The organism is Dyella kyungheensis (genome assembly GCF_049913195.1).
GTDB lineage: Bacteria > Pseudomonadota > Gammaproteobacteria > Xanthomonadales > Rhodanobacteraceae > Dyella > Dyella kyungheensis.
The window spans coordinates 2,295,862-2,321,137 of sequence record NZ_CP183983.1 but is presented as its reverse complement, the minus strand read 5'-3'; the positions used below and the strand labels follow the sequence as shown (position 1 = coordinate 2,321,137).

Annotated in this window: 17 protein-coding genes; 3 read left to right on the top strand and 14 right to left on the bottom strand. The window is 63.5% G+C overall.

Annotated elements, in window-relative coordinates; translation table 11 throughout:
• Positions 1-82: 82 nt before the first annotated feature.
• The 6 genes from ACN9MB_RS10365 to ACN9MB_RS10340 form a co-directional block, all read right to left on the bottom strand.
• Positions 83-2,344 carry a winged helix-turn-helix domain-containing protein gene (locus tag ACN9MB_RS10365; RefSeq protein WP_426271746.1) on the bottom strand — a complete coding sequence of 754 codons (2,262 nt, stop codon included), beginning with the start codon at positions 2,342-2,344 and terminating at the stop codon, positions 83-85.
• Positions 2,345-2,583: 239 nt separating this feature from the next.
• The gene (locus ACN9MB_RS10360; RefSeq protein ID WP_204635837.1) at positions 2,584-3,045 is read right to left on the bottom strand and encodes a RidA family protein; all 462 of its coding nucleotides are present in this window, start codon (positions 3,043-3,045) and stop codon (positions 2,584-2,586) included.
• Between the two features lie 122 nt (positions 3,046-3,167).
• The gene (locus ACN9MB_RS10355; RefSeq protein ID WP_426271745.1) at positions 3,168-6,245 is read right to left on the bottom strand and encodes an efflux RND transporter permease subunit; all 3,078 of its coding nucleotides are present in this window, start codon (positions 6,243-6,245) and stop codon (positions 3,168-3,170) included.
• Between the two features lie 44 nt (positions 6,246-6,289).
• A complete protein-coding gene (locus ACN9MB_RS10350; RefSeq protein WP_426271744.1) occupies positions 6,290-7,426 on the bottom strand; it encodes an efflux RND transporter periplasmic adaptor subunit in 1,137 nt (378 codons plus the stop codon).
• Positions 7,427-7,469: 43 nt separating this feature from the next.
• On the bottom strand, positions 7,470-8,981 hold the full coding sequence (locus ACN9MB_RS10345; protein WP_426271743.1) for an efflux transporter outer membrane subunit: 1,512 nt from the start codon (positions 8,979-8,981) through the stop codon (positions 7,470-7,472).
• 297 nt (positions 8,982-9,278) lie between these two features.
• Positions 9,279-11,216 carry a hypothetical protein gene (locus tag ACN9MB_RS10340; protein ID WP_426271742.1) on the bottom strand — a complete coding sequence of 646 codons (1,938 nt, stop codon included), beginning with the start codon at positions 11,214-11,216 and terminating at the stop codon, positions 9,279-9,281.
• 475 nt (positions 11,217-11,691) lie between these two features.
• Here ACN9MB_RS10340 and ACN9MB_RS10335 point away from each other — a divergent pair, with 475 nt between their 5' ends.
• From ACN9MB_RS10335 to ACN9MB_RS10325, 3 genes are all read left to right on the top strand, one after another.
• Complete coding sequence (locus tag ACN9MB_RS10335) at positions 11,692-11,982, top strand: hypothetical protein (RefSeq protein WP_426271741.1); 291 nt, start codon at positions 11,692-11,694, stop codon at positions 11,980-11,982.
• 82 nt (positions 11,983-12,064) lie between these two features.
• Positions 12,065-12,613, top strand: a complete 549-nt coding sequence (locus ACN9MB_RS10330; RefSeq protein WP_204635832.1) for a dihydrofolate reductase family protein — start codon at positions 12,065-12,067, stop codon at positions 12,611-12,613.
• 218 nt (positions 12,614-12,831) lie between these two features.
• Entirely contained in the window at positions 12,832-13,464 is a 633-nt protein-coding gene (locus ACN9MB_RS10325) for a VOC family protein (protein ID WP_426271740.1), read from the top strand.
• Positions 13,465-13,538: 74 nt separating this feature from the next.
• On the opposite strand, the gene ACN9MB_RS10320 is transcribed toward ACN9MB_RS10325, so the two are convergent.
• From ACN9MB_RS10320 to potE, 8 genes are all read right to left on the bottom strand, one after another.
• The gene (locus tag ACN9MB_RS10320; RefSeq protein WP_426271739.1) at positions 13,539-14,102 is read right to left on the bottom strand and encodes a hypothetical protein; all 564 of its coding nucleotides are present in this window, start codon (positions 14,100-14,102) and stop codon (positions 13,539-13,541) included.
• Positions 14,103-14,186: 84 nt separating this feature from the next.
• On the bottom strand, positions 14,187-14,870 hold the full coding sequence (locus ACN9MB_RS10315) for a hypothetical protein (protein ID WP_204635829.1): 684 nt from the start codon (positions 14,868-14,870) through the stop codon (positions 14,187-14,189).
• 152 nt (positions 14,871-15,022) lie between these two features.
• A complete protein-coding gene (locus tag ACN9MB_RS10310; protein ID WP_204635828.1) occupies positions 15,023-16,294 on the bottom strand; it encodes an amino acid permease in 1,272 nt (423 codons plus the stop codon).
• Positions 16,295-16,330: 36 nt separating this feature from the next.
• The gene (locus ACN9MB_RS10305; protein WP_204635827.1) at positions 16,331-18,643 is read right to left on the bottom strand and encodes an Orn/Lys/Arg decarboxylase N-terminal domain-containing protein; all 2,313 of its coding nucleotides are present in this window, start codon (positions 18,641-18,643) and stop codon (positions 16,331-16,333) included.
• 93 nt (positions 18,644-18,736) lie between these two features.
• Positions 18,737-21,073 (bottom strand): Orn/Lys/Arg decarboxylase N-terminal domain-containing protein, encoded by a 2,337-nt coding sequence (locus tag ACN9MB_RS10300; RefSeq protein WP_204635826.1) that lies wholly within the window; start codon positions 21,071-21,073, stop codon positions 18,737-18,739.
• Positions 21,074-21,131: 58 nt separating this feature from the next.
• A complete protein-coding gene (locus tag ACN9MB_RS10295) occupies positions 21,132-22,514 on the bottom strand; it encodes a DcaP family trimeric outer membrane transporter (protein WP_426271738.1) in 1,383 nt (460 codons plus the stop codon).
• 232 nt (positions 22,515-22,746) lie between these two features.
• Complete coding sequence (locus ACN9MB_RS10290; protein WP_426271737.1) at positions 22,747-23,685, bottom strand: amino acid ABC transporter substrate-binding protein; 939 nt, start codon at positions 23,683-23,685, stop codon at positions 22,747-22,749.
• Between the two features lie 46 nt (positions 23,686-23,731).
• Positions 23,732-25,063, bottom strand: a complete 1,332-nt coding sequence (potE, locus tag ACN9MB_RS10285) for a putrescine-ornithine antiporter (RefSeq protein WP_204635823.1) — start codon at positions 25,061-25,063, stop codon at positions 23,732-23,734.
• Positions 25,064-25,276: the final 213 nt, after the last annotated feature.

Genomic DNA, 25,276 nt, shown 5'->3' with positions numbered 1-25,276 from the left:
ACCTCATTCCATGCAATTCTCATCGACGGATTCCCACGCGTGGATGGCTCGCCCGGCGCGACCAGGCGGTGCGAACGGCGGACTAGGCGCCAGTGGGATACTTCTGCAGCAGCGCCTTGAAGCGAGGATCGTCGCGCAGCGGATCCCAGCTCGGATCGAGCTTGAGCAAGGCGCTGGACAGGATGCCCCCGGTAGGCATGGACAGCACGCGATCGATCAGCGCGATGGCCTGGTCAGGCTGGCCGACCCGCACGTACAACTGCGCCTGGCACGCGAGCATGCCCGCACCGGTGAGCACGTCCTTGCCGACCGGCATCAGGGCGACGGCGCGCTCGGCTTCGGCAACCGCTTCGGTTTTTTGCCCGAGGCCTGCATAGGCGAATCCCAGGGCGAGATGCAGGTCGGCATCGTCCGGTCGTTCCACCAGGCCCGCGCGTGCATGCGTCGCGACCTCGGTATACGCGGCGGTGGCCTTGGCCGTGTCGCCCGCCGACTGGAACGCCCACGCCAGATACAGGCGGCGCGGCAAGACGATGTTGTCGGGGTCGTCCCAGTTCTCGGCCTTGTCCGCCTCGGCCACCTTGATCGCGCCGGCATAGTCGCGCGCCAACGAGCGCTCGAAGTACATCGCCATGATATTGCCGGCGTAGCCGTCGCTACCCGGCTTGAGCGCGGCAAGCGCCGCGCGCAGCGGTGCCGGATCGCCTTTCCACATCAGCTGATTGAACGCCAGCGTCACGCGCCCGCCCGCGGGATTGCGGCTCAACGCCATCGCGGCGGCATAGGCCTGGTCGGCCTCCGCATAGCGGCGCAGGCTCTGGTAGGTCACGCCGAGCTGGTTGAACGCAAACTCGCTGTGCGGATCGAGCACGGTGGCGTTGTGAAACAGCTTCACCGCCTCGTCCCAGCGCCCCTGTCGCCGGGCGACCGCGGCGATCAGCAGTTCGACCGTGGCGCTGTTCGGCAACGCCTCCCGCGCCAGCTCCAACTGCGGATTGGCAGCAGCGTAATCGCGATGCCCCCAGTAGTAGTACAAGCCCAGCGCGTAGTGCCCCTGGCCCAGCTTCGGCTGCAGCGTGAGCGCGCGATCGGCAGCGGCCTTCGCCTCGACCAATCGCTCGTTGGTACGGTCGGGGCCGAAGAAATACATCTGCATGTGGGCGCGTGCCAATGCAGCGGCGGCCAGCGCGAAGTGCGGGTCCTTGGCCAGGGCCTCCTGATACAACGAGATCGCCGCGGGCAATTCGGTCGACGACAGCACCGGATCGTCGTACGCGCGGTTGGCATGCGCACCCGCCTGCAGGTACAGATCGTATGCTGCGGGATTCTGGGTCGGCGCGGTGTCCATGCGCGCGGTCTCGGCAGAAGTGAGCTGCACCTTCAGCGCCTGCGCGACGTTCTGCGCGACCTCGCCTTCCACGTTGAAAACGTTGTCCAGCGTGCGCGTATAGGCTTTGGCCCAGAGGTGGTTGCCGCTTTCCGCTTCGATCAACTGCACATTGATCAGCACCTGGTCGCCGACCTTCTGCACCGTGCCTTCGAGCAGCGTCGCCACGCCCAGTTGCCGCGCGATGGTTCGCACGTCTTCCGGATGGCTGGGATATTTCTCAGTCGAGGTGCGGGAGATCACCTTCAGTCCGCCGATACCCACCAGCTCGGTGAGGATCATGTCCTGCATGCCGCTGGCGAAATAGGCATTGCCCTGGTCGGTACTGAGATTCTCGAACGGCAGCACCGCGATCGATTTGAGGTCGGTGGCCGCCGCCGTGTTCACGGGATGCGGTGCGAAACGGTGCCAGCCAAACAACGCGGCCGCCAACACGAGCAGACCCGCGATCGCCACCACGAGGCGCTTTCCGAATCGACGTGTTTCGCCAGCTGGCGGGGAGATTGCTGAAGTCGTCGCCGGCACGGCCGGTGGCGCGTCGACCGGGTTGGCGAGGACTTTCGCGGGCGCGGCTTTCGTCACCGGCGGCAATGCGCCTTCCGCCATCAACTCCTCGCGTGACGCAGCGGATCGCACGTCGGCATCGAGGCGAAAACCGACGCCGTGCACGGTATGCAGATAATGGCTTTCGTCACCGCTCTCGCCGAGCGCGTGGCGCAACATGGCGATCACGCGGCTGAGCACGCCCGGGGTCACATGGCTGTGCCCCCACACCTCGTCGAGAATCTCATCGCGGCTCAACACGCGCCCGGGGTCGCGCGCCAGCAGAACGAGCACGGCAAAGGCCTTGCGTTCGAGCCCGACCTCCGCGCCATCGACGTACAGACGATGCCCCAGGGTATCGATCTCGACCGTGCCGAATGCGATCCACGCGGCAGAGGCGGTCTCTGCAGCCATTTGTTCGCCCTCCACTGCCGCGCCTGCTCGGACTCAGGTTACACCAACCGGGCTGCAACGCCGGGTATGGCTCAAGTGTGGATTTCGTTGCGGAATGAGCGATTTACGGCGCCCTCTGGGCCCGAAGGCGGTATCGCCGCCTCCCGGGCAACGGCCCTGCGCGCCTCGGGCCGGTCTCCGCTCGGGGTCCAGCCCATCCCGGAGGGTGCTGGTACACCATCCAGGCGATGCGCCCTTCGCTACTTCCCGGCCTTGATGGCCACGCCGGTGATCTCGAAATGCGCTCCCATGAACAGCTGCGTGCTGCCCGTGAAGGTGCGTGCCGGGAAGCCATGCTTGAAGTAGGTCCGGTAGACCGAGTTGAACTTCTGGAACGCGGCAAAATCCGTGCAAAGCACATCGATCTTCACCAGGTCGTCCATCGTCATTCCCGCAGCTTCCACCGCCTGCTTGAGGCCGTCCATAGCCAATCGGGTCTCTTCTTCGGTCGTTTTGGGTACTTTGTTGGTGTGCTCGTCCACACCGATGTACCCCGACAAATACAAGGTATTGCCCACGAGCACCGCATCGCTGAAAGGCAGATCGGCCATTTGCTCCGGCGTCCGGCTGATCACGATGTGCTTGCGCCCATCCTGGGCGGATACCGACAGGGCGGCTGTCGCCAGCAGGACGAAGGCGGCGATCCGGGTGCGAGGTTTCATGACGACACTCCTTGAGAGGGGGCTGAAGGTTACGACCTTCTCTCCTCCCTCCGGCAGTCCCGAACGTACTGGTCCGCGGCCCGCCTCCCGGCGGGTCGCGAAAGGTCACCGATGACCGATCCTCACACTTCCAGCCTGTCGTCCGGACGTGCAACCAGCGCGTACAACACGGGCATCAGGAACACGCTGATCAACAGTCGCGTGAACAGGCCGCTGACGATCACCAGGGCGAACGGCCGCTGGGTATCGGTGCCCACGCCGGTGGCGAGTGCGGCGGGCAGCAGGCCGAGCGCGGCGACCAGGGCGGTCATCATGATCGGACGCAGGCGCAGGATCGCTCCCTCGCGAATCGCTTCGTTGAGGCTGGTGCCACCACGGCGAAGTTCGTTGACGTAGGAGATGTAGACGACCGCGGTCTGCACCGACACGCCAAACAAGGCCAGGAAACCGATGCCCGACGACACCGAGAACGGCGTGCCGGTGATCCACAGCGCAATGATGCCGCCCACCGGCGCCGACAGCAGCACGCCGAGCACGGTGATGAAGGGAAACTTGAAATTGCTGTAGAGCGTGAACAGCAACAGGAAGATCAAGGCCAGCGTCAGCGGCAGGATCACATTCAACTGGGCACGCGAGGCGGTGTACTCGGTGTATTCGCCGCCCCAGTCGAGCCGGTAGCCCTGCGGCAGCTTGACCTTGCCGTTGACCTGCTGGATGGCGTCTTCAACCGCACCGGCCAGGTCGCGCCCTTCCACCGAGAACTGCACGCCGATGTAGCGCGAGTTGTTTTCGCGATAGATGAACGACGCGCCATTGGTTTCCTGGATATCGGCAAATTCCTTCAGCGGAATCTGCTGTCCGGCCGGCGTGGTGACCAGGATGTTCTTGATCTCCTCGGGGTTGTCGCGATACTGCTGCTCGAGCCGGACCACCAGATCGAACTGCCGTTCGCCCTGCACCACCTGGGTGGCCACGTCGCCACCGATGGCGGTCTCGATCACGCCGTTGATGTCGGACACATTCAAGCCGTACCGGGCGATCTTCGCGCGGTCGATGTTGATGCTCAGGCTGGGTTGGCCCAGCTCCTGCACCAGGGTCACATCGCGGATGCCGCGCACGTGTTCCAGCACCTGCTTGATGCTCTTGCCCTTCTGCTCCAGCGTATTCAGATCGGAGCCGAAGACCTTCACCGCCAGCGCGCTTTTCAGGCCCGTCTCCGCTTCGTCCACCGCATCTTCGGCGGGCTGCGTGTAGTTGAAGATGATGCCCGGGAAGGCCTGCAGTTTCTTGTTGATGGCCTCGATCAGGGCGGCCTTGTTGTGGTACGTCCCGTGCCACTGCGAATAGGGCTTGAGGCCTACGTAGAACTCGACGTTGAAGAAGCCGGTCGAATCCGTGCCGTCATCCGGTCGACCCAGCTCCGAGGCGACCGTGGTGACTTCGGGGAACGAACGCAGCAGCTCGCGCACCCGTGGCGTCACCTTCGACGCTTCCTCGAACGAGATGGTGTACGGCATGGTGGCACGCACCCATAGCGCGCCCTCGTCCAGCTGCGGCATGAACTCCGCGCCGATGCGCGGAATCAGCAGCAGCGAAACGGCCAGCACGATGGCCGAGGCAATCGCCGTTCCCCATGGCTGCGCGAGGCAGAAATCCAGCCCCTTCACGTACACCGACTTGATCGCCTCGAACACGCGATTGCGCCGTTCCTGCACGCCCTTGCGCATGAACACCGCGCACAGCACGGGCAGCAGCGTCAGCGTCACCACCAGCGAGCCGATCAGCGCGAAGATCATGGTGTCGGCCATGGGCTTGAACAGCGTGCCCGATGGACCGGACAACACGTAGATCGGCAGGAAGCTGACCACGATCACCGCGACGGCGTAGAACAGCGGGCGATCCACCTCGGCGGCGGCGTCGCGGATGATCTCCTTCACGTTGAGGGGCGTGCCGCGCCGTTCGGCGATCTGGCGGAAGATGTTCTCCACCATCACCACGGCGGCATCGACGAGGATGCCGAAGTCCACCGCGCCAATCGACAACAGGTTGGCCGAGGCGCCTTGCAGATCCAGGCAGATGAAGGCAAACAACAACGCCAGCGGAATGGTCGTGGCGACAATCAGGCCCGCACGGAAATCGTAGAGAAAGAAGATCAGGATCGCCACGACCAGCAGCATGCCGCGCAGCAGATTGTCTTCCACGATCTTGGTGGTCAGCGCGATCAGGTCGGTGCGGTCGTAGAACGGCACGACCTTCACGTCCTTGGGCAGGATCTCGTCATTGAGCTGTTTGGTCTTGGCCTCGACCCGCTTCAGCACATCCTGGGTCTTCTCGCCGGTACGCAACAGGATCACGCCTTCCACGGCATCATCCTGCTTCTCGTAGCCGAACTCGCCCAGGCGTGGCGCGATGCCGATGACGACGCGGCCCACGTCCTTCACCAACACCGGAACGCCATCGTGCACCGCGACCACCACGTTGCCGATGTCCTCCAGCGTTTCCACGCGCCCGTTGCCACGCACGTAGTAGAACTGTCCGCCCTGCGAATAGAAGCCGCCCCCCGCGTTGGCATTGTTGGCGGTGAGCGCTGCCTCGACCTGCACCGCGGACAGTCCGACCGCGGCGATCTTGGTCTGGTCGAGCAGCACCTGATACTGCATGGTGCCGCCGCCGAAACCCGAATCGTCCGCCACGCCGGGCACCGACCGGTACTGCGGCTCGACCGTCCAGTCCTCGAGCGTCTTGAGGTCCATCGGCGAGCGGTCGGTGCTCTGCAGCACATAGCGGTAGATCAACCCCGACGGTGCGGACAGCGGCGACACCGACGGCGTCACGCCACTAGGCAGGCTCAAGTCGCCCAGCCGGTTGAACACCTCCTGGCGGGCGAAGTTGTTGTCCGTGCCCGTCTCGTAGGTAAGGACGACGTCGGACAAACCGTAGAGCGAAATCGAGCGCCTCGTCGTGGTTTTCGGCACATCGTTCATGCCCAGCTCGACCGGCACGGTGATCAGCCGCTCCACTTCTTCGGCGGTGTGCCCTGGCCACTGCGTGATGATTTCCACGATAGGCGGCGACAGGTCGGGATAGGCATCCACCGGCAGGCGCTGAAGCGAATGCGCGCCCGCACCGATCAACAGCAGCGTCATCAGGATGACAAGGAACGGCTGGCCCAGCGAGGCGGACACGATCCGGTTCATCATCGACGCCGTTCGCGACGGTGATATGGCAGGAGGAAGTTGATCGCTCATTGGTTTTGCATGAACTGGACGAAGATGCCGCCATCCACCACGACCTGCTCGCCCGCCTTCAGCCCGGCGGGAATATCGAACTGGTCGCCGGTGCGATAGCCCAGGGTCACCGGGCGCCGCGCGAAGCTGCCATCGCTCTGGGCCACGTAGACAAACGGCAGGTTTTCATCGTCGCGCAGCAGTGCCGACACCGGCACCAGCAAGCCGCTCGTTGCCTGGCGCGAGTGGATCTGCACACCCACGTAAGCCTGCTTCTTCAACAGGCCCTGCGGGTTGTCCACCACCACGCGTGCGGGCACCAGTCGCGTATCGGCATTCACCAGCGCGGAGATTTTCGTCACCGTGCCCGTCAGGCGTTTCGCATCGGCGGACGTAGTCACCTCGGCAGAGTCACCCACGCTCACGGACGCGACATCGGAATCGGCCACTTGCGCCATCACCCATACGTGGGACATATCCGCGACCGTAAAGGTCGGTGTAGTACCCGCCTGAAGCAACTGGCCTGGCGTGATCTGCCGATCCACCACGGTGCCCGCGATCGGCGATCGGATGACGCCGCCGATGTGCGCGATCGGCTGGCCCTGCTCGACGGCCTTGATGATCTTCGGATCGACATTCAGCGACACCAACGCTTTCAGTGCGGCATCGACGTCGGCATCCGCATTGGCGGCATCGGCTTGTGCCTGGTCTTCCTCACGCTTGGCGATGCCCTGATGCTCGACCAGGTCCTTTTCCAGGTCCGCGAGCCGGTGCGCCGTGTGCGCGGTGGTGAGCGCCTTGCGATACGCACTGATGGCTGCGGCGAAATCCGGCGAATCCACCAGGGCGAGCGGATCGCCTTTCTTGACGCGATCGCCAATGTCGACCAGCAGCTGCGATACCGGGCCGGAGATCGGCGCCAATACGGCAGTCGCCTGCTCGTTGTTGAAATCCACCGAGCCGGTGGCTTCGATCGTTCGCTGATACGCGGAACGCGCGACGGTGGCCAGGCGGACGTGCTTGCGCTGGTCCGGCGTCAAGGTGACGTTGGTGGGCGTGATGGACGCTGCCGGTGCACCGTCGTCGCTCTTGTTGGAGCAGCCGGCAGCCGTCACGGTTGCCGCCAGCCATAGGGCCGCCACGGAAGCGCGCACGAGCTGTCCCCGGCGCCTCGACCAAGGCGCTGCGTAAAACGCACTATTTTTCATTTTTGTCCTGGGCTAGATCCGCGCGATTCCACCAGCCACCACCGAGCGCCTGAAACAGCGCCGCCGTGTCGGCATAGCGATTGGCCTGGGCTTGCACCAGGTTGATTCGCGCCTGCTGATAGGTCTGTTCTGCGTTCAACAACGAAAGATAGTCGGCATAGCCGGCCCGCCATTGGCGTTCCGACAGATCCAGCGTGCGCTTGGCGGCGTCCGACGCAGCAGCGGCGGCTTTCAGGCCGGCGGCATCCTGGTCGAGCGCCACCAGCGAGTCGGCGACGTTCTGGAAGACGGTCATCACCGTGCTGCGGTATTGCTCGGCGGCCTCCACATAGGCTGCCTTCGCGGCGCGCTCCTGGTGCAGCAAGGTGCCACCCTGGAAGATCGGCGCCGTGATATCCGCACCGATGCCCCAGAAGCCGGTGCCCGACTTGAACAACTGATTCATCGCCAACGCGGTACTGCCGGCATTGGCGCTCAACACGATATTGGGCAGGCGGTTGGCGATGGCGATGCCGATCTGTGCGCTGGCCGCATGCATGTTGGCTTCGGCCTGGAGCACGTCAGGGCGCTGCGCCACCAGCGTCGACGGCAGGCTTACCGGCAGCTCCTGCGGCAACTGCAGTTTGGAGAGATCGAAGGATGCATCCGTGGCCTGGCTCGGGAACTCGCCCACCAGCACAGCGAGCAGGTCGCGTTGTTGCGCCAGTTGCTTGAGCAGCGGCGGTAGCGTGGCCTTGGTCTGTGCAAGCTGCGATTCCTGCGCCGCCAGGTCCAGGCCGCTGGCATACCCCTTGCTGGATTGATCGCGCAGGATCTGCACCATGTGCGCATTGATCGCGACCAGCTCCTGCGTCGCATCCACCTGCGCCTGCAGCGCGGCGAGCTGCACGACAGCCGCCACCACGTTCGTGCTCAGGGTGATCTGCGTGGCGATCATCTGGAAGCGGACGGCCTGCTCCTGGGCCTGTACCGATTCCACCGTGCGGCGATTCAGGCCGAAGATATCGGGCACGTAGGAAACGCTGACCTGCGGCGTGAACAGGTTGTATTGAAAGGCGCCGGAATTGGGCGTCGCCGAGATGGTTCCCGCTTGCCGCTGGCGGCTGGCCGAGAAGCTTGCCGCCACGCTGGGGTAGTAGCTGCCACGTTGTGCCAGTACATTTTCCCGCGCCACCGCCAAGGCCGCCTGCGCTGCCTTCAGGTCATGGTTGTTGGCCAGCGATTGTTCGATCAGCGCGTTGAGCGGCTTGGAGTGGAACAGCGTCCACCAATCGCCAGGAATATCGCTGCCCGTTGCAAAGCGCTGCGCCTCGCCGCCGGCCACGTGTTCGGTCGCGACCGTGCTGGTGACAGGATGGGCGTTGTACTCGCTCACCTCGGGCGCGGCGGGCCGCTTGAAGTCGGGCCCGACGGCACAACCGGCAAGCAGCGACAGAGCCACCATCGCAACCGCGCGCCGACGGCCCGGCAACAACGAATGCACAAACCACGAAACAGGCATAGCCAGATCAGTTCCCCTACGGACGGCGCTCCGGGCGAAAAGCGGACTCCGGCGCCGCGATCGATGCGCGCGCCAAGCCATGCTCCGTACCCTCCCCTTGCGGAGATATAGCACAGGCTCGACGAACTACCTCAGGCCGCCCGGCGAAAGTTTTCACGATGGGTGAATGGCAGTGTCGGTCAGGGATCGGAACACACCGCGGGATCGCCGCGAATCACTTCGACCGGCGACCGCGATGTTCGCCGTACGACGCCGTATGGGTTCGCCATGGCGGACCGTCGAACGGCGTCGCGATCCTCACCCGCCCCGCGGCTTGGCTGCCTGCCCCGCCAACGGCGGCAGCAGCGCCGGCTGCGCCTGATACCAGCTGGCCGCATGCGCCCAATGGAACTGCCGTTGATCGTTGGCGAGCGCCACGCCCACGCTCAGCAAGCCCCATCGCGCGTAGACATCCCCATCCGGTTTGCCGTCCGCAATGCGCAGGCGCGCCAGGAACTGGATGCGCTTGTTGCTCGCCTGCAGGTCGTCCATCACGAACTCGCCGCGCCCTGCCTGGATCCTCGATGTCACCTGGGCTTCGCCATCGTCGACGATATGGCCGATCCAGGCAGGAAACGCGCTTCGCTTCGCGAACAGCGCCAACAGCACGCTCACGTTTTTCATGCGCATGGTCGCCATCGCGTCCAGCTGCATGGGCCGATCCCAATCCAGCCGGCCTCGCTCCAGCGTGATGGTTGTCCACCAGGAGGGATCGTTGGCGCCGTCCATTTGCACGCCGTCCATCGACAAGGTGAAGTGCCGGAGATCGAAAGCGTGCCCCGTGCGTTTGGCCACCGCCAATTGGGTATCCATATTCAGATTTCCGGTCAGGCGCGACGCGCCCAACGCGATCTGCGCCCCCTGGGTACGCATCTGCATCCGGCCCGCGCTCACGTCGCCTTCGCCGTCGATGTTCAGATCGGTGGACATCCTGCCGTGACCCGCCACGAAGAACAGGCTCTTGCCCGGAAGGTAGTGGTTGTAGGCCTGAAGATCGGGAACCTCGGCATCGCGGAACTGGAGATGCGCCAACGCCGTGTCGCGAAACTTCGACAGGTCGTCGGACGACCGCAGATCCAGCTGCATCGCGGCGCCACGAAGATACGGCTGGCTGGGCGACGACACGGGCGAAAGCACGAATTTCCGCACGGACATGTTCATGACGCTGGTCGCCCCCTGGGAGCCCGTCACCACACTGCCCTTCGCGCTTGCCGCGCCGGAAAATCGGTTGCCGAGAAGGTTCGCGACCAGATCCAGCCGGGGCACATCGAGGCGTGATCCAGGCAGCAAATGACCGTGATCGATATGCAAGGCGGTATCGACCTCGCCCGCGCCATCCCATTGCAGCCACGGCTTCTTCGAGGCCAACGGCTTGAGCCAGGCGAGCGATGCAAAGTGCCAGTGTCCGGCGACCGATCCCGATAGCAGCTTCAACGTCTCGCTCGACGAACGGACGGGCAGCATCCGCTGGCTGGCGAACGACATGTCCAGGGCAAGATGATCGGACGCCAGTGGATCGGCGGCATGGGTGGCCGGAATCGAGAGATGTCCGTCCACATCGTCTTTCCTCACGACCACACTGCCTTCCCCCCACTCGCGCCTGGCGATGCCATTGGCATCTGCCGCCGCGATCATTCCTTTCCAGCGCGCCTGTCCGCCCTCGACCAGGACGCCGTGGTCGAGCGTGATGTCGGCAGACAAATGGCCATCCCTGTTCGATCCGGTGCCACCCTGCTGACCTGGTGCGGGTGCGGCTCCCAGATTCATGGCAGGCGTCGAGCCTTCGAAGGTCAAGTGAAGCGTCGCCCGCTCCAGCTTGCGCCAGCCGGGTGGCTGGTCGTGAGTGAAAGGGTCGGACGAAAAATGCAGGTTGAAGTCCACATCCTGCGAACGCCAGTGCGCGCCATAAACGAGCACGCCCTGCCGGGACCGGATGTCCGAAGCGAAGATGCGCGTGATGCCGCCGCGCAACTGATGCGTGAAGCCCAGCATGGCCGTCGTCGGGCCCGTGAGCTGCAGATCGCTCCACTGCAATCTTCGCAGCGATGTCGTTTGTATGCGGTCAGCGGTGATCCACCACGCATCGGCTTTCCAGGGAAGCGGTTTCAGATCGTCCTTCGCCAACTGCACGGTGACATTCACCTCCGTCGCGTCGACCGAGGCGAAACGAATCTCATGGTGCAACAGCGGCCACAACAGAACGCGGCCACTGGCCTGCTCCCCATCGGCCTGCCATAGCCATTCACGCGCCTGGCCGCGAAGTCGCAAGTGCGACGCCCGCAGATAACCGGGCCACCATGTTTCGGCGTGCGCCCAATGCACCTGAAACGCTTCGGGTCGCCGGTTGAGCATGCGCAGTGCCGATGCGCTGTTGAGAAGGATGTTGCCGCCGACCAGATAGACGACGTAAAGCACAGCAAGCGTCCACAGCGAACGGCGAACGAAGGTGCGTGAAATGACGCGTGTCTGCTTTGGCTCACTGGGCATGAGCCGGAGCATGACCGTGCCCGCGTGACGTCCCGGTGGGATATCGCGTGAGATAACCTTGACATGGTTTCCACATCGGCGTGATCGATGAGCCGCCGGCGCTATTCATCCTGCCGCAAGGAATTGCAAGGCACACTCGGGCGGGTATTGATCCCGGCCTCGTGCCTCGTACGGAGATAGACCCATGCGCACTCCCACCCTGCTGCTGGCCGCATCCCTCGGGCTTGTCCTGAGCTCGCACGCCTTCGCTTCCGACCGGCCCGACCCGGGCAAGCTGACCACCCGCTGCCTGGATGCCGCAAGAAAGAAATTCGACGTGAAGAACGACTATATCCAGCTGCAGCCGGTGCAGCCCGCCGATGCGGGCTACACCATCGCCGGCGTCGCCGATGCAGGCATGGATGGCAAGAAGGGGTTCACTTGCCAGTTCGACAAGAAAGGCAAGTTGGCCAATCTCGTTCCCGAGAGCAAATAAGCCGACGGGTGCCGCGCGCAGGGGCGCGGCACCGATCCATCAGGCAATATGATCGAGACGAAGAACGGGGCGGAGATGTTCCATGGCGAAGCTGGTCTACGGATTGAATCAGTCGCTCGATGGATATGTCGACCACATGGCGTTTACGCCGCACCCGTCGCTCTTTCGCCACTTCATCGAACAAGTGCGTGAGCAGACGGCCAGCGTTTACGGCCGCCGCATGTACGAAGTGATGCGCTATTGGGATGAGGACTCTCCCGACTGGGGCTCGGAAGAACGTGAGTACGCGGCAGCATGGCGGAGCCAACCGAAGTGGGTGGTCTCGCGCACGCTGCAGTCCGTCGGCCCAAACGCCACCCTTGTGGCCGATGACCTCGAGGCGACCGTTCGCAGGATCAAGGCCGATCTCACCGGCGAGATCGAAGTCGCGGGACCCGAACTGGCGCAAAGCCTGACCGATCTCGGTCTCATCGACGAATATCGAATCTATGTCCATCCCGTCGTGGTTGGCGGCGGCAAACCCTTCTTCGCCCGACCACAGCCACCGCTGCGCCTAGTCGCCAGCGAATTGATCGTCGAAGACGTGATCCGCTTGACGTACGCGCCCAAACATCGGGACGGCGGCCGTTGAATCGCAGGCCTGCTTTCAGGCCGCGTACCAGGCTCCGCTTCCGGTAAAGACGGCCGCTTCATCTGGCTTGCGGCACACTCGCCCTCTTGGTGTTCCCGCCCTGGTTCCAGACACCCGCATCGTAGTGGCCCCTATCCAGGGCCGCGTTGCGGCCCAAGGCATCGGAGGATCACATGAGCAGCGCCGCAGTGGAGTCCCCGCACGCACGGGGCGTGGACATGAAGCTGGAAATCGTCGTTATTCCGGTGTCCGACGTGGATCGCGCCAAGCGTTTCTACGGCAACCTGGGTTGGCGGCTGGATGCAGATTACGCGTCCGATGATGGTTACTTTCGCGTCCTCCAGTTCACCCCGCCCGGTTCCGGGTGTTCGGTGATCTTCGGCAAGAATGTGACCGCGGCCGCTCCGGGTTCCGCCCGGGGTTTGTATTTGATCGTCTCGGACGTCGAGGCCGCCCGGAACGACCTCGTCGGTCGCGGCGTGGCGGTCAGCGAGGTGTTCCACGATGCCGCTGGTGTTTACGCCGGTGACGATGAGCCCTTCCTGTTTGGGCGGACTCGCGTCAGCGGTCCGGATCCCGCTCGCAACAGTTACCGCTCGTTCGCCTCATTCGACGATCCGGATGGCAACGGCTGGCTGTTCCAGGAAATCTCGCGTCGGCTGCCCGGGCGCATCGACACGGGTATCGCCACCTACACCTCGCCGGCAGACCTCGCCGCAGCACTGCGACGCGCGGAAAACGCGCACGGCGAACACGAGAAACGAAGTGGCGGCAAGCGCGACGAAAATTGGCCGGACTGGTACGCCGAGTACATGCTGAGCGAGCAGACCGGCAAAGACCCGCCCTTGTGAGGTTCGTTGGTGGAGAACCCTGGAACCGATGCTTCCGGATGAAGCCGCCACCGTTGCGCCTTCGCGCCATGTGCCTACCTGCCGATACGTAGCGTGACATCGGTGCCTCGCCCGCTGCACGATTCCTCCCATACTTCTCGCTTGGCCGCTGTATCGCCCATGGCCATTTTGCTATCGGGCGTTACAACCGCTGTTTCGGCGATCATCTCGCCCGATTCGTTGCGAGCGTGGTAGCGGTAACAGATAGCGCCATCCTCCATCAGGGTCGCGCTGTCCAGCTTGTAGTTATCCTCGTGGACCTGCGCCTGGCGAAGAATGATGTTGCCCAGCGTGGCCCGCCGCATGGACTCACTGATTCTCACCTCGTCGGCCTTCGCGTCTCGCGCTGCCGGCACCGTGACGTGTGCGGCCGTTTTCGTCATGTGATCGTGGATGGACCAGACCGCGGCGATGGCACCGGCAACGAGAATCGCGCCCACCAGAGCCGGCAACAGTGGCGCATAGGCGGACGGCTTCTTGCCGCGCGCGTCATCGCCAGGTGGCGATGGCGCTTGCGATATCGGCAAGCCGCACTTCGGGCAGGCACCGCTCGGGTCGTCGACCTTGGCACCGCAATGGGGACATGTAACGAGAACCATGAGGTTCGCTCCAGACCTGTTGAATTCGCGTGGATACCCTTTCGCACTCTCCCATTTTTCGGCATGCGGACCGGCGCACGCGCCTTATCCGCCAAGAGCGATGATCGCCATGGTCAGGCACACGCCAATCACCATCATGCCGAAGCCCGCGCGCCAGGCGCCAAGGCCGGCATATTTGCCCAATACAAAACCACCGAAGAACAGCATGGCCAGGCTTAGCACGCGTGATATCAACAGCGCCTGGGGCACATCGTCGATCAGCATGAAAGGCAGCACCACGGGAAACGTCGACAGCACCACGATGAAGAAGACGCGCGCGGCCCGCAGCAGATCGATGAAGTAAAGCCGGGGACGTTCCGGAAGCGGTTCGAGGTGGATCAACCGGTTTCGCAGCGGCTCCAGATCGGCATCGGTCACCAGGATCTCGACAAACGACGGCAGCGCGTTTCGAACCAATCCGATGCCCGTCGCCGCGTCGGGCGCGCTCTTCATGTCCAGCGCGAGGGCCAGCCGATGACCGCGGCTGGTCAGCGTGTGCAAGAGGTACATCATGGCGTCGGCCAGGCCCCAGGCGAGATTGCAGCCCAGCGCGGCGCGCCACATGGTCGAGGGCGTTTCCTGTTCCGGTCCCACCGTCGACACGGCACCGACAAAGGTCAACGCCATGAGCAGGCCAAAGCACATCTCCGACACGCGCTCCACCACGTCCAGACCCGCTCCGGCGACCACGGATGGCTTGGGTTGTGCTGGGCTCTTCGCGCGGTTCATGTCGCTACTCCTCTAAGCGGGTCCATGTCCGGGGCGTGCCCGAGGGCATCCGGAGCCGCGGCATGAACTGCCCTCGGCGTCCGGGCGTACTCAACGGCCTCGCACGAAGCCCGTTCGAACGTCTCGATGCGGTTGCCGCTGAGACGGTCGTCCTATCTCTTCTTGATCAATGCAAATAGCGGTGCCGAAACAAGCAGGATGACGAGCGCCTTGCGACCGAGCTCGGCACTTTGTCCCAGCACCACGCTCAGGCAATACAGGCAGGCCACCACGCCAATCACGACATAGAGCTGGAGCTTTCCCGCCGACATATCGATCTCACGATTGAGTCGCCACATGGCCACCACCGAATAGAGGTACGGAAGCACCATCAGCACGACGGTGGCATCGGTGATGTGCGCGAACTGCGTCGCCACGTCCGGCGAGGTCGTGATGAGCAGCATCAGGGTCATCATCACGCCGGTCACGATGAGGTTCTGGACCGGCATGCCGTGTTCGTTGGTCAAGGAAAAACGACGGGGAAACATGCCGTCGCGACCGGCCGCTTCAGCGGACTGGGCGGTGATGAGAATCCAGCCCACCAGCGAGCCGGAGGCCTTGAGAATGGCCGCCAGCGAAATGACCACGGCCGCCCAGGGTCCCAGCATCACTTGGGCTGCCTCGGCGAACGGCGCGCCGGAGATGCGCAGCTGGGTACCGGGAATGATGCCCATCAGCACCGTGCAGCAGGAAATATAGATCGCGGTCGACACCAGCAGGCCGATGATGGTGGCCAACGGCACATTGCGCTTCGGATTCTCGATGATGCCCGCCGAAACAGCGGCGCTCTCCACGCCAAGAAACGCCCACAGCGCGATCGCGCCACTTCGGCTGATCGCGGTCAGCGTCGGCACCTCGCCCGGGTTCCAGCTGGCGACGAAGACATCCGATTGAAACCAGAACCAACCGAGCAGACCGACGAACGCAATCGGCAGGATGCCGGCCACGGTGCTGATCGCGGTGAAGTGTCCCACCGCGCGCGCGTCCCGCGTGTTGAGCCAGACGAACAGCCAGATCACGCCGGCGGTGCACGCATTGGCGATCCACGGATCCTTCAGCACCGGGAAGAACACCGCCAGGTAGCCCGTCACTGAAACCGCGATGGCCACGTTGCCGATGACATTGGCGACCCAGTAGAGAAAGTTGGTCTGGAAGGCCGGAAACGAACCCAGGTGATCGCGCGCATAGGCATACGGCCCGCCCGCCTTCGGCTCGACCATGCCCAGGTGCGCGAAGACCAGGCCGAGGGCACTGGCGCCCAGCGCCGCAACGATCCAGCCGAGAATGGAAATGCTGCCGACGCTGGCAAGGCTCGATGGCAACAGGAAGAGACCGGTGCCCACCATATTGGCGACGACCAGTGAGGAGGCCCCCAGGAGCCCCATTTTCTTGCCGCCACCCGTGACCATAAGAGCACTCGCCTAGTAAGACCTCAGGCACTGCAGGTAGTACTCGCCGTCTTCCACTTCCACGCCATGCGTGTCATGGCCGAAACCCGGGAAGGTGTGGTCCCAGCTCTGCAACGCTTTCAGGTAACCCACATAAGGACCATCGGCGGGTCCCACCGCCTCGCCGGGCATCAGCATCGGAATGCCGGGCGGATACGGAACCACGCTGGTCGCCAGCGTCCTGCCGGCGATATCGGCCAGCGCCACGCGTTCGACCTGCACGCGCAGCAGTTGTTGATAGGCGTCGGCCGGCGTCATGCGCGCTTCGGGAAGGCTCGAATAGGCATGCTGCAGATGCTGCGTCTGACTCGTCCGCTTCATTTCCGCGAACATCTGGTCGCCGAGACCGCGCAGGCCAAGACCGGCGTAACGTTCCGGGTGGCTCGCTACCAGATTCGGCATCACACGTTCGAGCGACCTGTCCTCATCGTAATCACGCTTGAAATCCAGGAAAGCCGTGATCAGGGTGCTCCATTTCGCCTTGGTGATGCCGATCGAGAACAGGAACAGAACACCGAAGTCACTGGTCTTCTCCACCACGATGCCACGCGAACCGAGGTAGGCCGTGAGCAGGGTCGCAGGGAATCCTTGCTCGCCCAGCGAACCGTCGTCCTGCACACCGGGAGTAAGCACCGTCACCTTGATCGGATCGAGCATGCAGTAGCCGTCTTCCAGATCGCCGAAGCCATGCCAGTTGTCGCCGGGATGGAGGACCCAGGCATTGGCGTCTTCGGCCAGCAACTCCGGAGGCGCGTCGACGAAATCGATCTTCTTGCCGGTGTTGAGATCGGTGATCACTTCCGGGTTCCATGTGCGGAAGAACCACGAGCCCTTTTGCTTGAAGTCGCGATGCAGGCGGCCCACGATCTGCCGGAAATGGATCGCCTCGTCGATGCACTCGCGAGTCAGGCTCAGGCCGCCCAGGCCGTCCATCATCGACGCGGCCACCTCGTTCGAGGCCATGATCGGATAGAACGGCGAGGTGGAGCCGTGCATCATGAACGACTCGTTGAAGCGCGCATGCGGAATGCTGCTGCGGCCGTCGCGCACATGGATATACGACGCCTGCGAGAACGCGGCGAGCAGCTTGTGCGTGGAGTGTGTCGTGAAGACGGTAGGTCCGTTCGGGTCGTGCTCCGTGGCCGGGCCGTGCATGGCCAGTCGACCCGAATACAGCGGATTGAACCGGGCATAGCCGTACCAGGCTTCATCGAAGTGCACGCGATCGACCCAGCTGCCGACTTTCTCAAGCACTCGTGCGGTGTTGTAGCAAAGGCCGTCGTAGGTGGAGTTGGTCACCACCACGAACACCGGCTGCTGATCGGCCAGGTCCTTCGACAACGGGTTGCTGGCAACGGCGCCGCGCACGTTGCCCTGGGTGAACTTGTCCGGATAGATCGGCCCGATCAACCCGTAGCGATTGCGCGACGGCACCAGATAGTGCGGAACGCCGCCGGTCATGGTCAGGCCGTGCTCGATCGACTTGTGGCAGTTGCGGTCGCACAGCACCACCTGGTCGCGCCCCACGCAGGCCATGAAGATGATGCGATTGGACGTGGACGAGCCGTTGGTGACGGTATAGCTGCGATGCGAGCCGAAGATGCGGGCGATGTACTTCTCGCTCTCGCCGATGGGTCCGGTGTGGTCCAGCAGCGAACCGATCTCGCCGACGCTGATGGAAAGATCGGTGCTGAAGACATGTTCGCCGTAGAAATCGTAGAACGCGCGGCCGGTGGGATGCTTGAGGAACGCGGTGCCGCCGGTGTGGCCCGGCGTGTGCCAGGAGTACTCGTGGACTTCGTTGAAGTTGGCCAGCGCAGCGGTCAGCGGACCGAACAGCGTGGCGATATAGATGCGCATCGCCGTATGCACGCGGCCGCTGACAAACGTGGCGGAGTCCTGCGACAACCAGATCAGCTCGTTGATCGCCTGCACGATCTCCACGCTCAGCGTCTGCGCCTTCTCCGGCTCGGTCATCAGGAAGATGGGCACATTCTCGTTGCGTGCCCGGATGAGGTTGATCAGCGCGATGGCCGCCGCATTGTCCTTCGCCACGCCATCCGCATTGGGCAGCGACCAGTCGATCAGCATGGCGTGGATTGCCGCATCGGAGACGATGGACGATCGCGCGTCGTCCACCGTCGAGGCCGTGGTGGTCTCCATGTTGCGTTCGGCAAACTCATGCTCCAACGCGCGGCAGGCTCTTCCGCCGGCACTGTCGGTGCCGATCTTGGAGTGAACCAGTAACACGCGCAGCTTCTGACGCAGGTTACGACGCTCGAGCATGATCATTCTCCTCGTTGGCGGCAGGCGAGTGGCCGCCGCCATCTGACACTCTCTACGCCGCCGTGACCGTCCGTTGCCGCACCGGTCCGACGCTCAGGATTTCTTGCGGGCGACCTTTGCCTGCTTGGCCGCGACCTCTTTGTCCAGCACGACCCGCACCCACATATCGCCGTTCGCATCGGCGTGCATGTTCTGCACTTCGCGCGCGAAGCCGGGGAATTTGCGCCCATAGGCCTCCACCGCCTGCAGGAAGCGGAAGATCGGGCCGCCCTTGGGATCCATGCGCTCGCCCGGCATCAACACCGGAATGCCCGGCGGGTACGGCACGATCATCAGCGCGGCGATGCGTCCCGGCATGTCCGCGATACGCACCTCTTCGGTGGTGCCATGAATCAGATGCTGGTATGCCTCGGCCGGCGTCAACACGGGCTCGGAAAGCGTCTCGCCAGCCTTGTTCGCCATGGCCTGCAGATCGAGTTCGCCCATCGCCTCGTGCATCTCGTCGCACAGCTGCGGCAGCGTCATCTCCCGATAACGATCGGGATATGCATGGACCAGATCGGGCAGCGCCTCTTCCAGCGTCGCGTTGCGGTCGTAGAGCCGCTTGAAGGAGAGCAAGGTCTCCAGCAAGGTGCCCCACTTGCCCTGCGTGGTGCCCACCGAAAACAGCACCAGCACGGTGTAATCGCCGGTCCGGGCAATCGCCTGCCGCCGCGCATCGAGGAACTTGGTCAGCACCGCGCCCGGGATGCCGCGCTTGGCCAGCTTGCCCTTCGCATCCGTGCCCGGACAGAGGATGGTGACCTTGGTCGGATCGAGCATGCAGAAATCGTCCTTGACCACATCGTCCGGCAAGCCATGCCAGGCCTCGCCGACGCGCAAGGTCCAGCACGCCGGCGACTCGGCCAGCACGTCCAGCGGCGCCTCATGAAAGGCGACCTGCTTTCCCTTGATCGGTACACGCGGCGGCTGGAACAGCGAGAAGAACCATTGGCCGTCTTCCTGCAGCCGATGCCCGACCAGCGCCACCGTCCGGCGAAACGCCACGGCCAGATCGACCGTTTCGCGCAACAGCGCCGGACCGGACGGCTCGTCCATCATGGCCGATGCAATGTCCAGCGATGCGATCAGCGGATAGAACGGCGAGGTAGTGCCGTGCATCATGAAAGCCTCCTTCACCGGCGCCATGGCCAGCTCGCCACGCTTGCTGTTGCTCACGTGGATATAGGACGCCATCGAGAACGCCGGCAGCATCTTGTGGGTCGACTGCACCGCGAGCACCGTCGGCCGATTCTTGATGTCGCGCGGCACACCCATCGCGAAACGGTGTTTGTAGAGCGGATGGAACTTGCCGTAGGCGTACCAGGCCTCGTCGAAATGCACGCGATGGACGCTGCTGGAAAGCATCTCCACCACCTTGTCGACGTGGTAGAGCAGCCCGTCATAGGTCGGATGGGTGACGACGGCGTAAACCGGCTCTTTCGATTTGGCGTTGGCCGCCAACGGCGAGTCGGCGATCAGGCTCTGGATGTGCGCATGCGAAAAGCGCTTGGGCGGAATCAGGCCGATCATGCCGTAGCCGTTTCGACTCGGCTGGAAGTACACGGGCCGCGCCCCCGACAAGGTCATCGCATGGTTGAGCGACTTGTGGCAGTTGCGATCGGCAATCACGATCTCGTCCTTGCCGATGCAGGCCTGCACCACGATGCGATTGGACGCCGACGAGCCGGCCAGCACGTAGAACGTCCAGTCCGCGCCGAATACCCGCGCCGCCATGCGCTGCGAATCCGCCGGCGGCCCCTCGATGTCCAGCCACGAACCCAGCTCGGCATTGGAGATGCCAATGTCCGCGCGCATGATGTTCTCGCCGAAGAACTCGTGGAACTCGGCACCAGCGGGATGCTTGAGATAGGCCGCGCCGCCCATGTGGCCCGGTGCGTCCCATTGATACGCGCCCTCTTCCGTGAGCTTCTTGAGCGCCTTGAAGTACGGCGGCAGCAGGCCGCTGTGGTAGTCGTCGATGGCGAACTGCAGGCGGCGCGCGAAGAACTCGGGCGTTTCGCTGCCCACGTTCACGTACTCGCGCACTTCCGAGATCAGGCTCAGCGGTACGTCCGGCGTCTGGATGCTGCGCGTCAGCAGGAAGATCGGCACCTTCAACGACTTCTCGCGCACGGCACGCACGATCTTCATCGCCGACTCTTCCGCCATCGTCCCGGTCTCGCCGAGATCCCAGTCGATCGCCACTGCCGAGTACGACGGCTTGCCGCGCGCGATCGCCAGGCCGTCCTCGCCGCTCATGGCCTGCACGACCTGGATGCCGCGCTCCTCGATGGCCTTGCCCAGCCGCGACAGCGCCAGCCGGAACGCCGATCCCTCGTCCGGCAAGTCGGTGGTGACAAAGAGGATCCACGGATGATTCATCGACATGAGGTGCGTACTCCGGTGCTGTTCCCGCGCTGCCCTCGCCAGGCACCTTCGCGGGACGTTACGGATTCAGGTCATAGCGAAAGGTGGTTTGCAGACGCTGTCCTTGCCCGCGCAGATCGGTCAGCGCAATGTTCTGTCCCCACAGGTACTCCACACCGAACATGGCCCGTTCGCTGAACTTCCAGGCCAGGTTGATGGACCCGAACTTGGTGCTCTTGGGCTGGTCCGGATTGATCAGCATGTTCGACTGCGGGCTGATCCTGAGATAGCCATAGGCAAGGCTGGAGGTCAGGTCCTCGCGCCACGCATGCGTGTAGCCTGCACCAAAGCCTCGCGCGCGGATCGCACGCAGGTCGCCTTCGGTGGTGAACGCAGCGTCGAGTCCCAGCCCGGAAATATCCTGCAGGAAGTTCGCGTAGCCCTTGCCGTAGCTGGCCCATCCCTGGATGCTGTCGTGCTCGAACAGCGCCGTGGTGCCGGTCAGCTGGGTGGCGAAGCCCGACGTGCTGCGCGTGCGCGCCGTGGCATTTTCCACGCGCAGGTCGCGAAGGATATTCGCCCACAGGATGTGCCAGGTCGGCGCCTGCCAGCGCAGGCCGAGCGTGATGTCGGGGCGGCGCGAATACGTGTTGAAACCCTCGATCACGCTGATGTCCGCGTTCGGCTTCTCCAGCGACATCGGCAAGGTCAAGGCGCTCTCGCCGCTCCGGTACAGCACGGGCGAGAAGCGGATCTGCGGCCCGTATTTGAAGGTGAACGAGTTCGGGCCCTCGTAATCGAGGGTATTGGGGAACACGTCGATATCGGTGAACGCCGAGATGTTGTAACCGGCCAGCAGGGAGTAATGCTCGTTGTCCAGCTCGCCGTAGAACGCCTGCAGGTTGTACGGCATGTCGCCGCTGCCGCTGCCGAAGAAGTTGTTCTTGTAGACGACCTTGAGCGTTCCGTAATCGGTCTGGCGCTGGAAGTCCATGCGGAAGACGCTTTGCTTGGCGCTCATGTTGGAGCGTCGTCCGCTGTCGTAGAGCGGTTGCCCACGCACGGGAATCGACGAGGGAACGAAGAGATCCGCCGCGCCCATGTAGGTGCTGTCGGCCATCGCGTCCAGCTGGGCGATCAGGTCGATCTTGAGCAGGTTGCCCGTGTCGCCCAGGCGCACGTATCCCTCAGGCAGGGGTTCGTAGGCACCGGCAATGGACGAAGGTGGCCGATAAGGCGGCGGCCCGGAAGGCGTGGGCGACGGCGGCGCGGTGGCCGGGCTGGTCAGTGGCGGTGCCGCGGCCTTGGCTTGCGCGGCATTGGCTTCCTGGGCGTGCTCCTTCGCTTCGAGTTCTTCCAGGCGCGACTGCATCTTCTGCATCACCTGCTGTTGCGCCTGCATCTGCGCCTTGACTTGCTCCAGTTGCGCCTTGAGCTCCGTGGTCTCGGAAGATTGCGCCATCACTCCCGGACTGAAGGTCGCCAGACCGACTAGCAATAGTGGCGCGCAGCGGAGCGTCTGCTGTCGCATGAACGTTGGCCGATGCATGCTGGTGCCTCCAGTCAACCTAGGTGCACTGAACGGGAAGCTGGTGCCGGACACGCGGTCGGTATCCAAAGATGCAAAGACATCAGCTCAACCAAACAGAACGAGATGGCACCGGCGCAGCACGTGCGTCGGTGCGCTCTTCGCTTTACTCAGGTAACGCCGTATCGCGGAACCAGTCCTTCACCGACTGGTCGGGCTTGCCCATGTATTGCTCGTAGATCGGATTGATCTTTCCCGAGCGGTAGAGCCGGCTCAGCGCCTGATCGACCAGCAGACGGAAATCCGGGTCGTTGCGCGCCAGGGCCAACGACAAAGGCTCGTTGTCGAAGGTCCGGTTCAGCACGACCACCTGCCCCGTTCCGTCCTTCTTGGCCAGATCGAGCAGCACATTGCGCTCGGCAAAGAAGCCGTCGACCTTGCCATCGAGCAGCGCCTTCAGACCGGCATCGAGATCGGACACCGGTGTAACGACGCTGTTGACCTTCAGCTCGTCACGGCGCTCCTTGAGCAGCTTTTCGGACAGCGAATCCCCGATCACGGCAAAATTGCGCTGTTGCAACACTGCCAACATCGGCGAACCTCGCCAGATCGGCTTGCCAGCCGATTGCCCGGTCTCCAGCAAATCGCGCAATGCGACCGGCGCATCCTTGCGCAACATCACACCGGTGCCCCCGGACAGAATGGGGATCGAGAAACCAACCTCGGTCATTGCGCTCAAGGACGGTGCGGACGGCCCGCAAAGCAGGTCGACCCGGCCATCGGCAACGGACTTGAAACGGTCGGCGGCATCGACGGCCACGAACTCCGTGGAAATGTTGGGCGCGTGCAGCAGCTCCTTGGTCGCTTCCACCACCTGGCGACACACGGCGATCGCATAACCGTCGGCGGAGTCTTCCTTGTCCCGATAGGTGAAGGGACGCGCGTTGGCGTAGTAGCCGATGGTGAATTTTCCGCTCGCACGCACGCGCTCCAGCGTCGCGCTGCCCGGACTCTCGCTCTGCGCCATGATCGCCGGCACGTGCATCGCCAGCAGCCCGATCATCGCCCAGCGCAACAGGCTGTTACGCACAACAACGTTATTCATGCGTGACATGTCGTCTCTCCTGGAAAGCCTTCTCTGCCATGGCGAGTTATCCACGCAGGGGCTCCCCGGCAATGGGAGCCGTAAAGCGAGGCGCCAGGAAGCCGTAGATGGCGAAGGTAAGTGCCATCACGATGGTTGCGCCGAGCACGGCCTCCATACCGGACGCGTAGATGGCATAGGTGCTGTAGAGCATCGCCACGGTCACCACGAACGCATTGAGCCTGAAGGTGTGCTGGGGAACCGATGCCTTGCGCATCATGATCATCAGTGCCGAGAGCGCCATGATGTACGGAATGACATTGGTCACCACGGCAAGGTTGACCAGCACCGCGAACTGCTCGCCGAGGCTCGGCGATGCGGTGGACAGCGCCATCACGCTCTGCACCACGCCCATCACGATCATGCCGACGACCGGTGCCGTCATCTTGTTGGTCTTGGCGAAGAAGGTCGGGAACATGCGTCCCTCGGCAGCCGTCTTCGCCGTTTGCGCGATGGTGAACTGCCAACCGAGCAGCGAACCAAGGCAGGCAAGAATGGCCAGCGCCCGGATGATCGCGCCCACGGTCGGGTTGAACATCTGCGAGTAAGCCAGCGCGAACGGTCCGGTGGACTTGGCCAGCTCCGCATTGGGCACGATGCCCTGGATCACCGTGGTGGACAGGATGTAGATGACGGCAGCGCCCAGCGTGCCAAGCATGCACGCCATAGGAACGTCGCGCTTCGGATTCTCCACGGCATCGGAGTTCTGCGCCGCGGACTCCATGCCAAGGAAGGCCCACAGGGTCAGTGCAATGCTCGAATCCATGCCCTTGAAGAAACTCAGGCCTTGAGGATTCCACGCAGCGGAAAAAGTCGATCCCTTGAACCAGAACCAGCCGATGATCGACAGGCCGGCCACCGGGACGATGACGCCCCACACGGTGATCGAGCCAATTTTGCCAGTGACACTCGGACCACCGAAGTTCGCGAGCGTCGTCAACCAGATCAACCCGATCACGCCGAGGCAGGTGGCCATGGGCGTCGACGACAGCCACGGGAAGAAGGCGGCGAGATAGCCCACCGCGGAGATGGCGATCGCCACGTTGCCGATGGCCAGCGACAGGAAATAGAGAAAGAAGGTCAGGAAGTAACCGCCCTTTCCATACGCCTCTTCCGCGTAGGCCGCCATGCCGCCGGCACGCTGGCTGAGCAGGCCGGCCTGCGCAAAACCGTAGGCGATGGCCATCGAACCCAACGCCGTGACCGCCCATGACGTCAAGGAAATCGCACCGACCTGGGCCATGTTTGCCGGGAGCATGATGATGCCTGAACCCATCATGTTCACCGCCACCAGGACGGTCAGCTGGATCATGCTCATCTTCTTGGTGCTGCCGTTCATCACCGCCTCCCGATTCCGAATTTCGGAGTTAGCGCGACCTGCCACGCAAGCACTCGCAGCCGACCGAAACGACCGGCGATCGATCAATGAATTATTCCGCCCCTGTGTGGATAAACCTGGAGAAACTTCCGATCCTTGATCGATGGCGGAGGCTTTCGATCAAGACATGGCGATTCGACGCAAATAATCGCGCCTAATCATTTGGATGGCCAT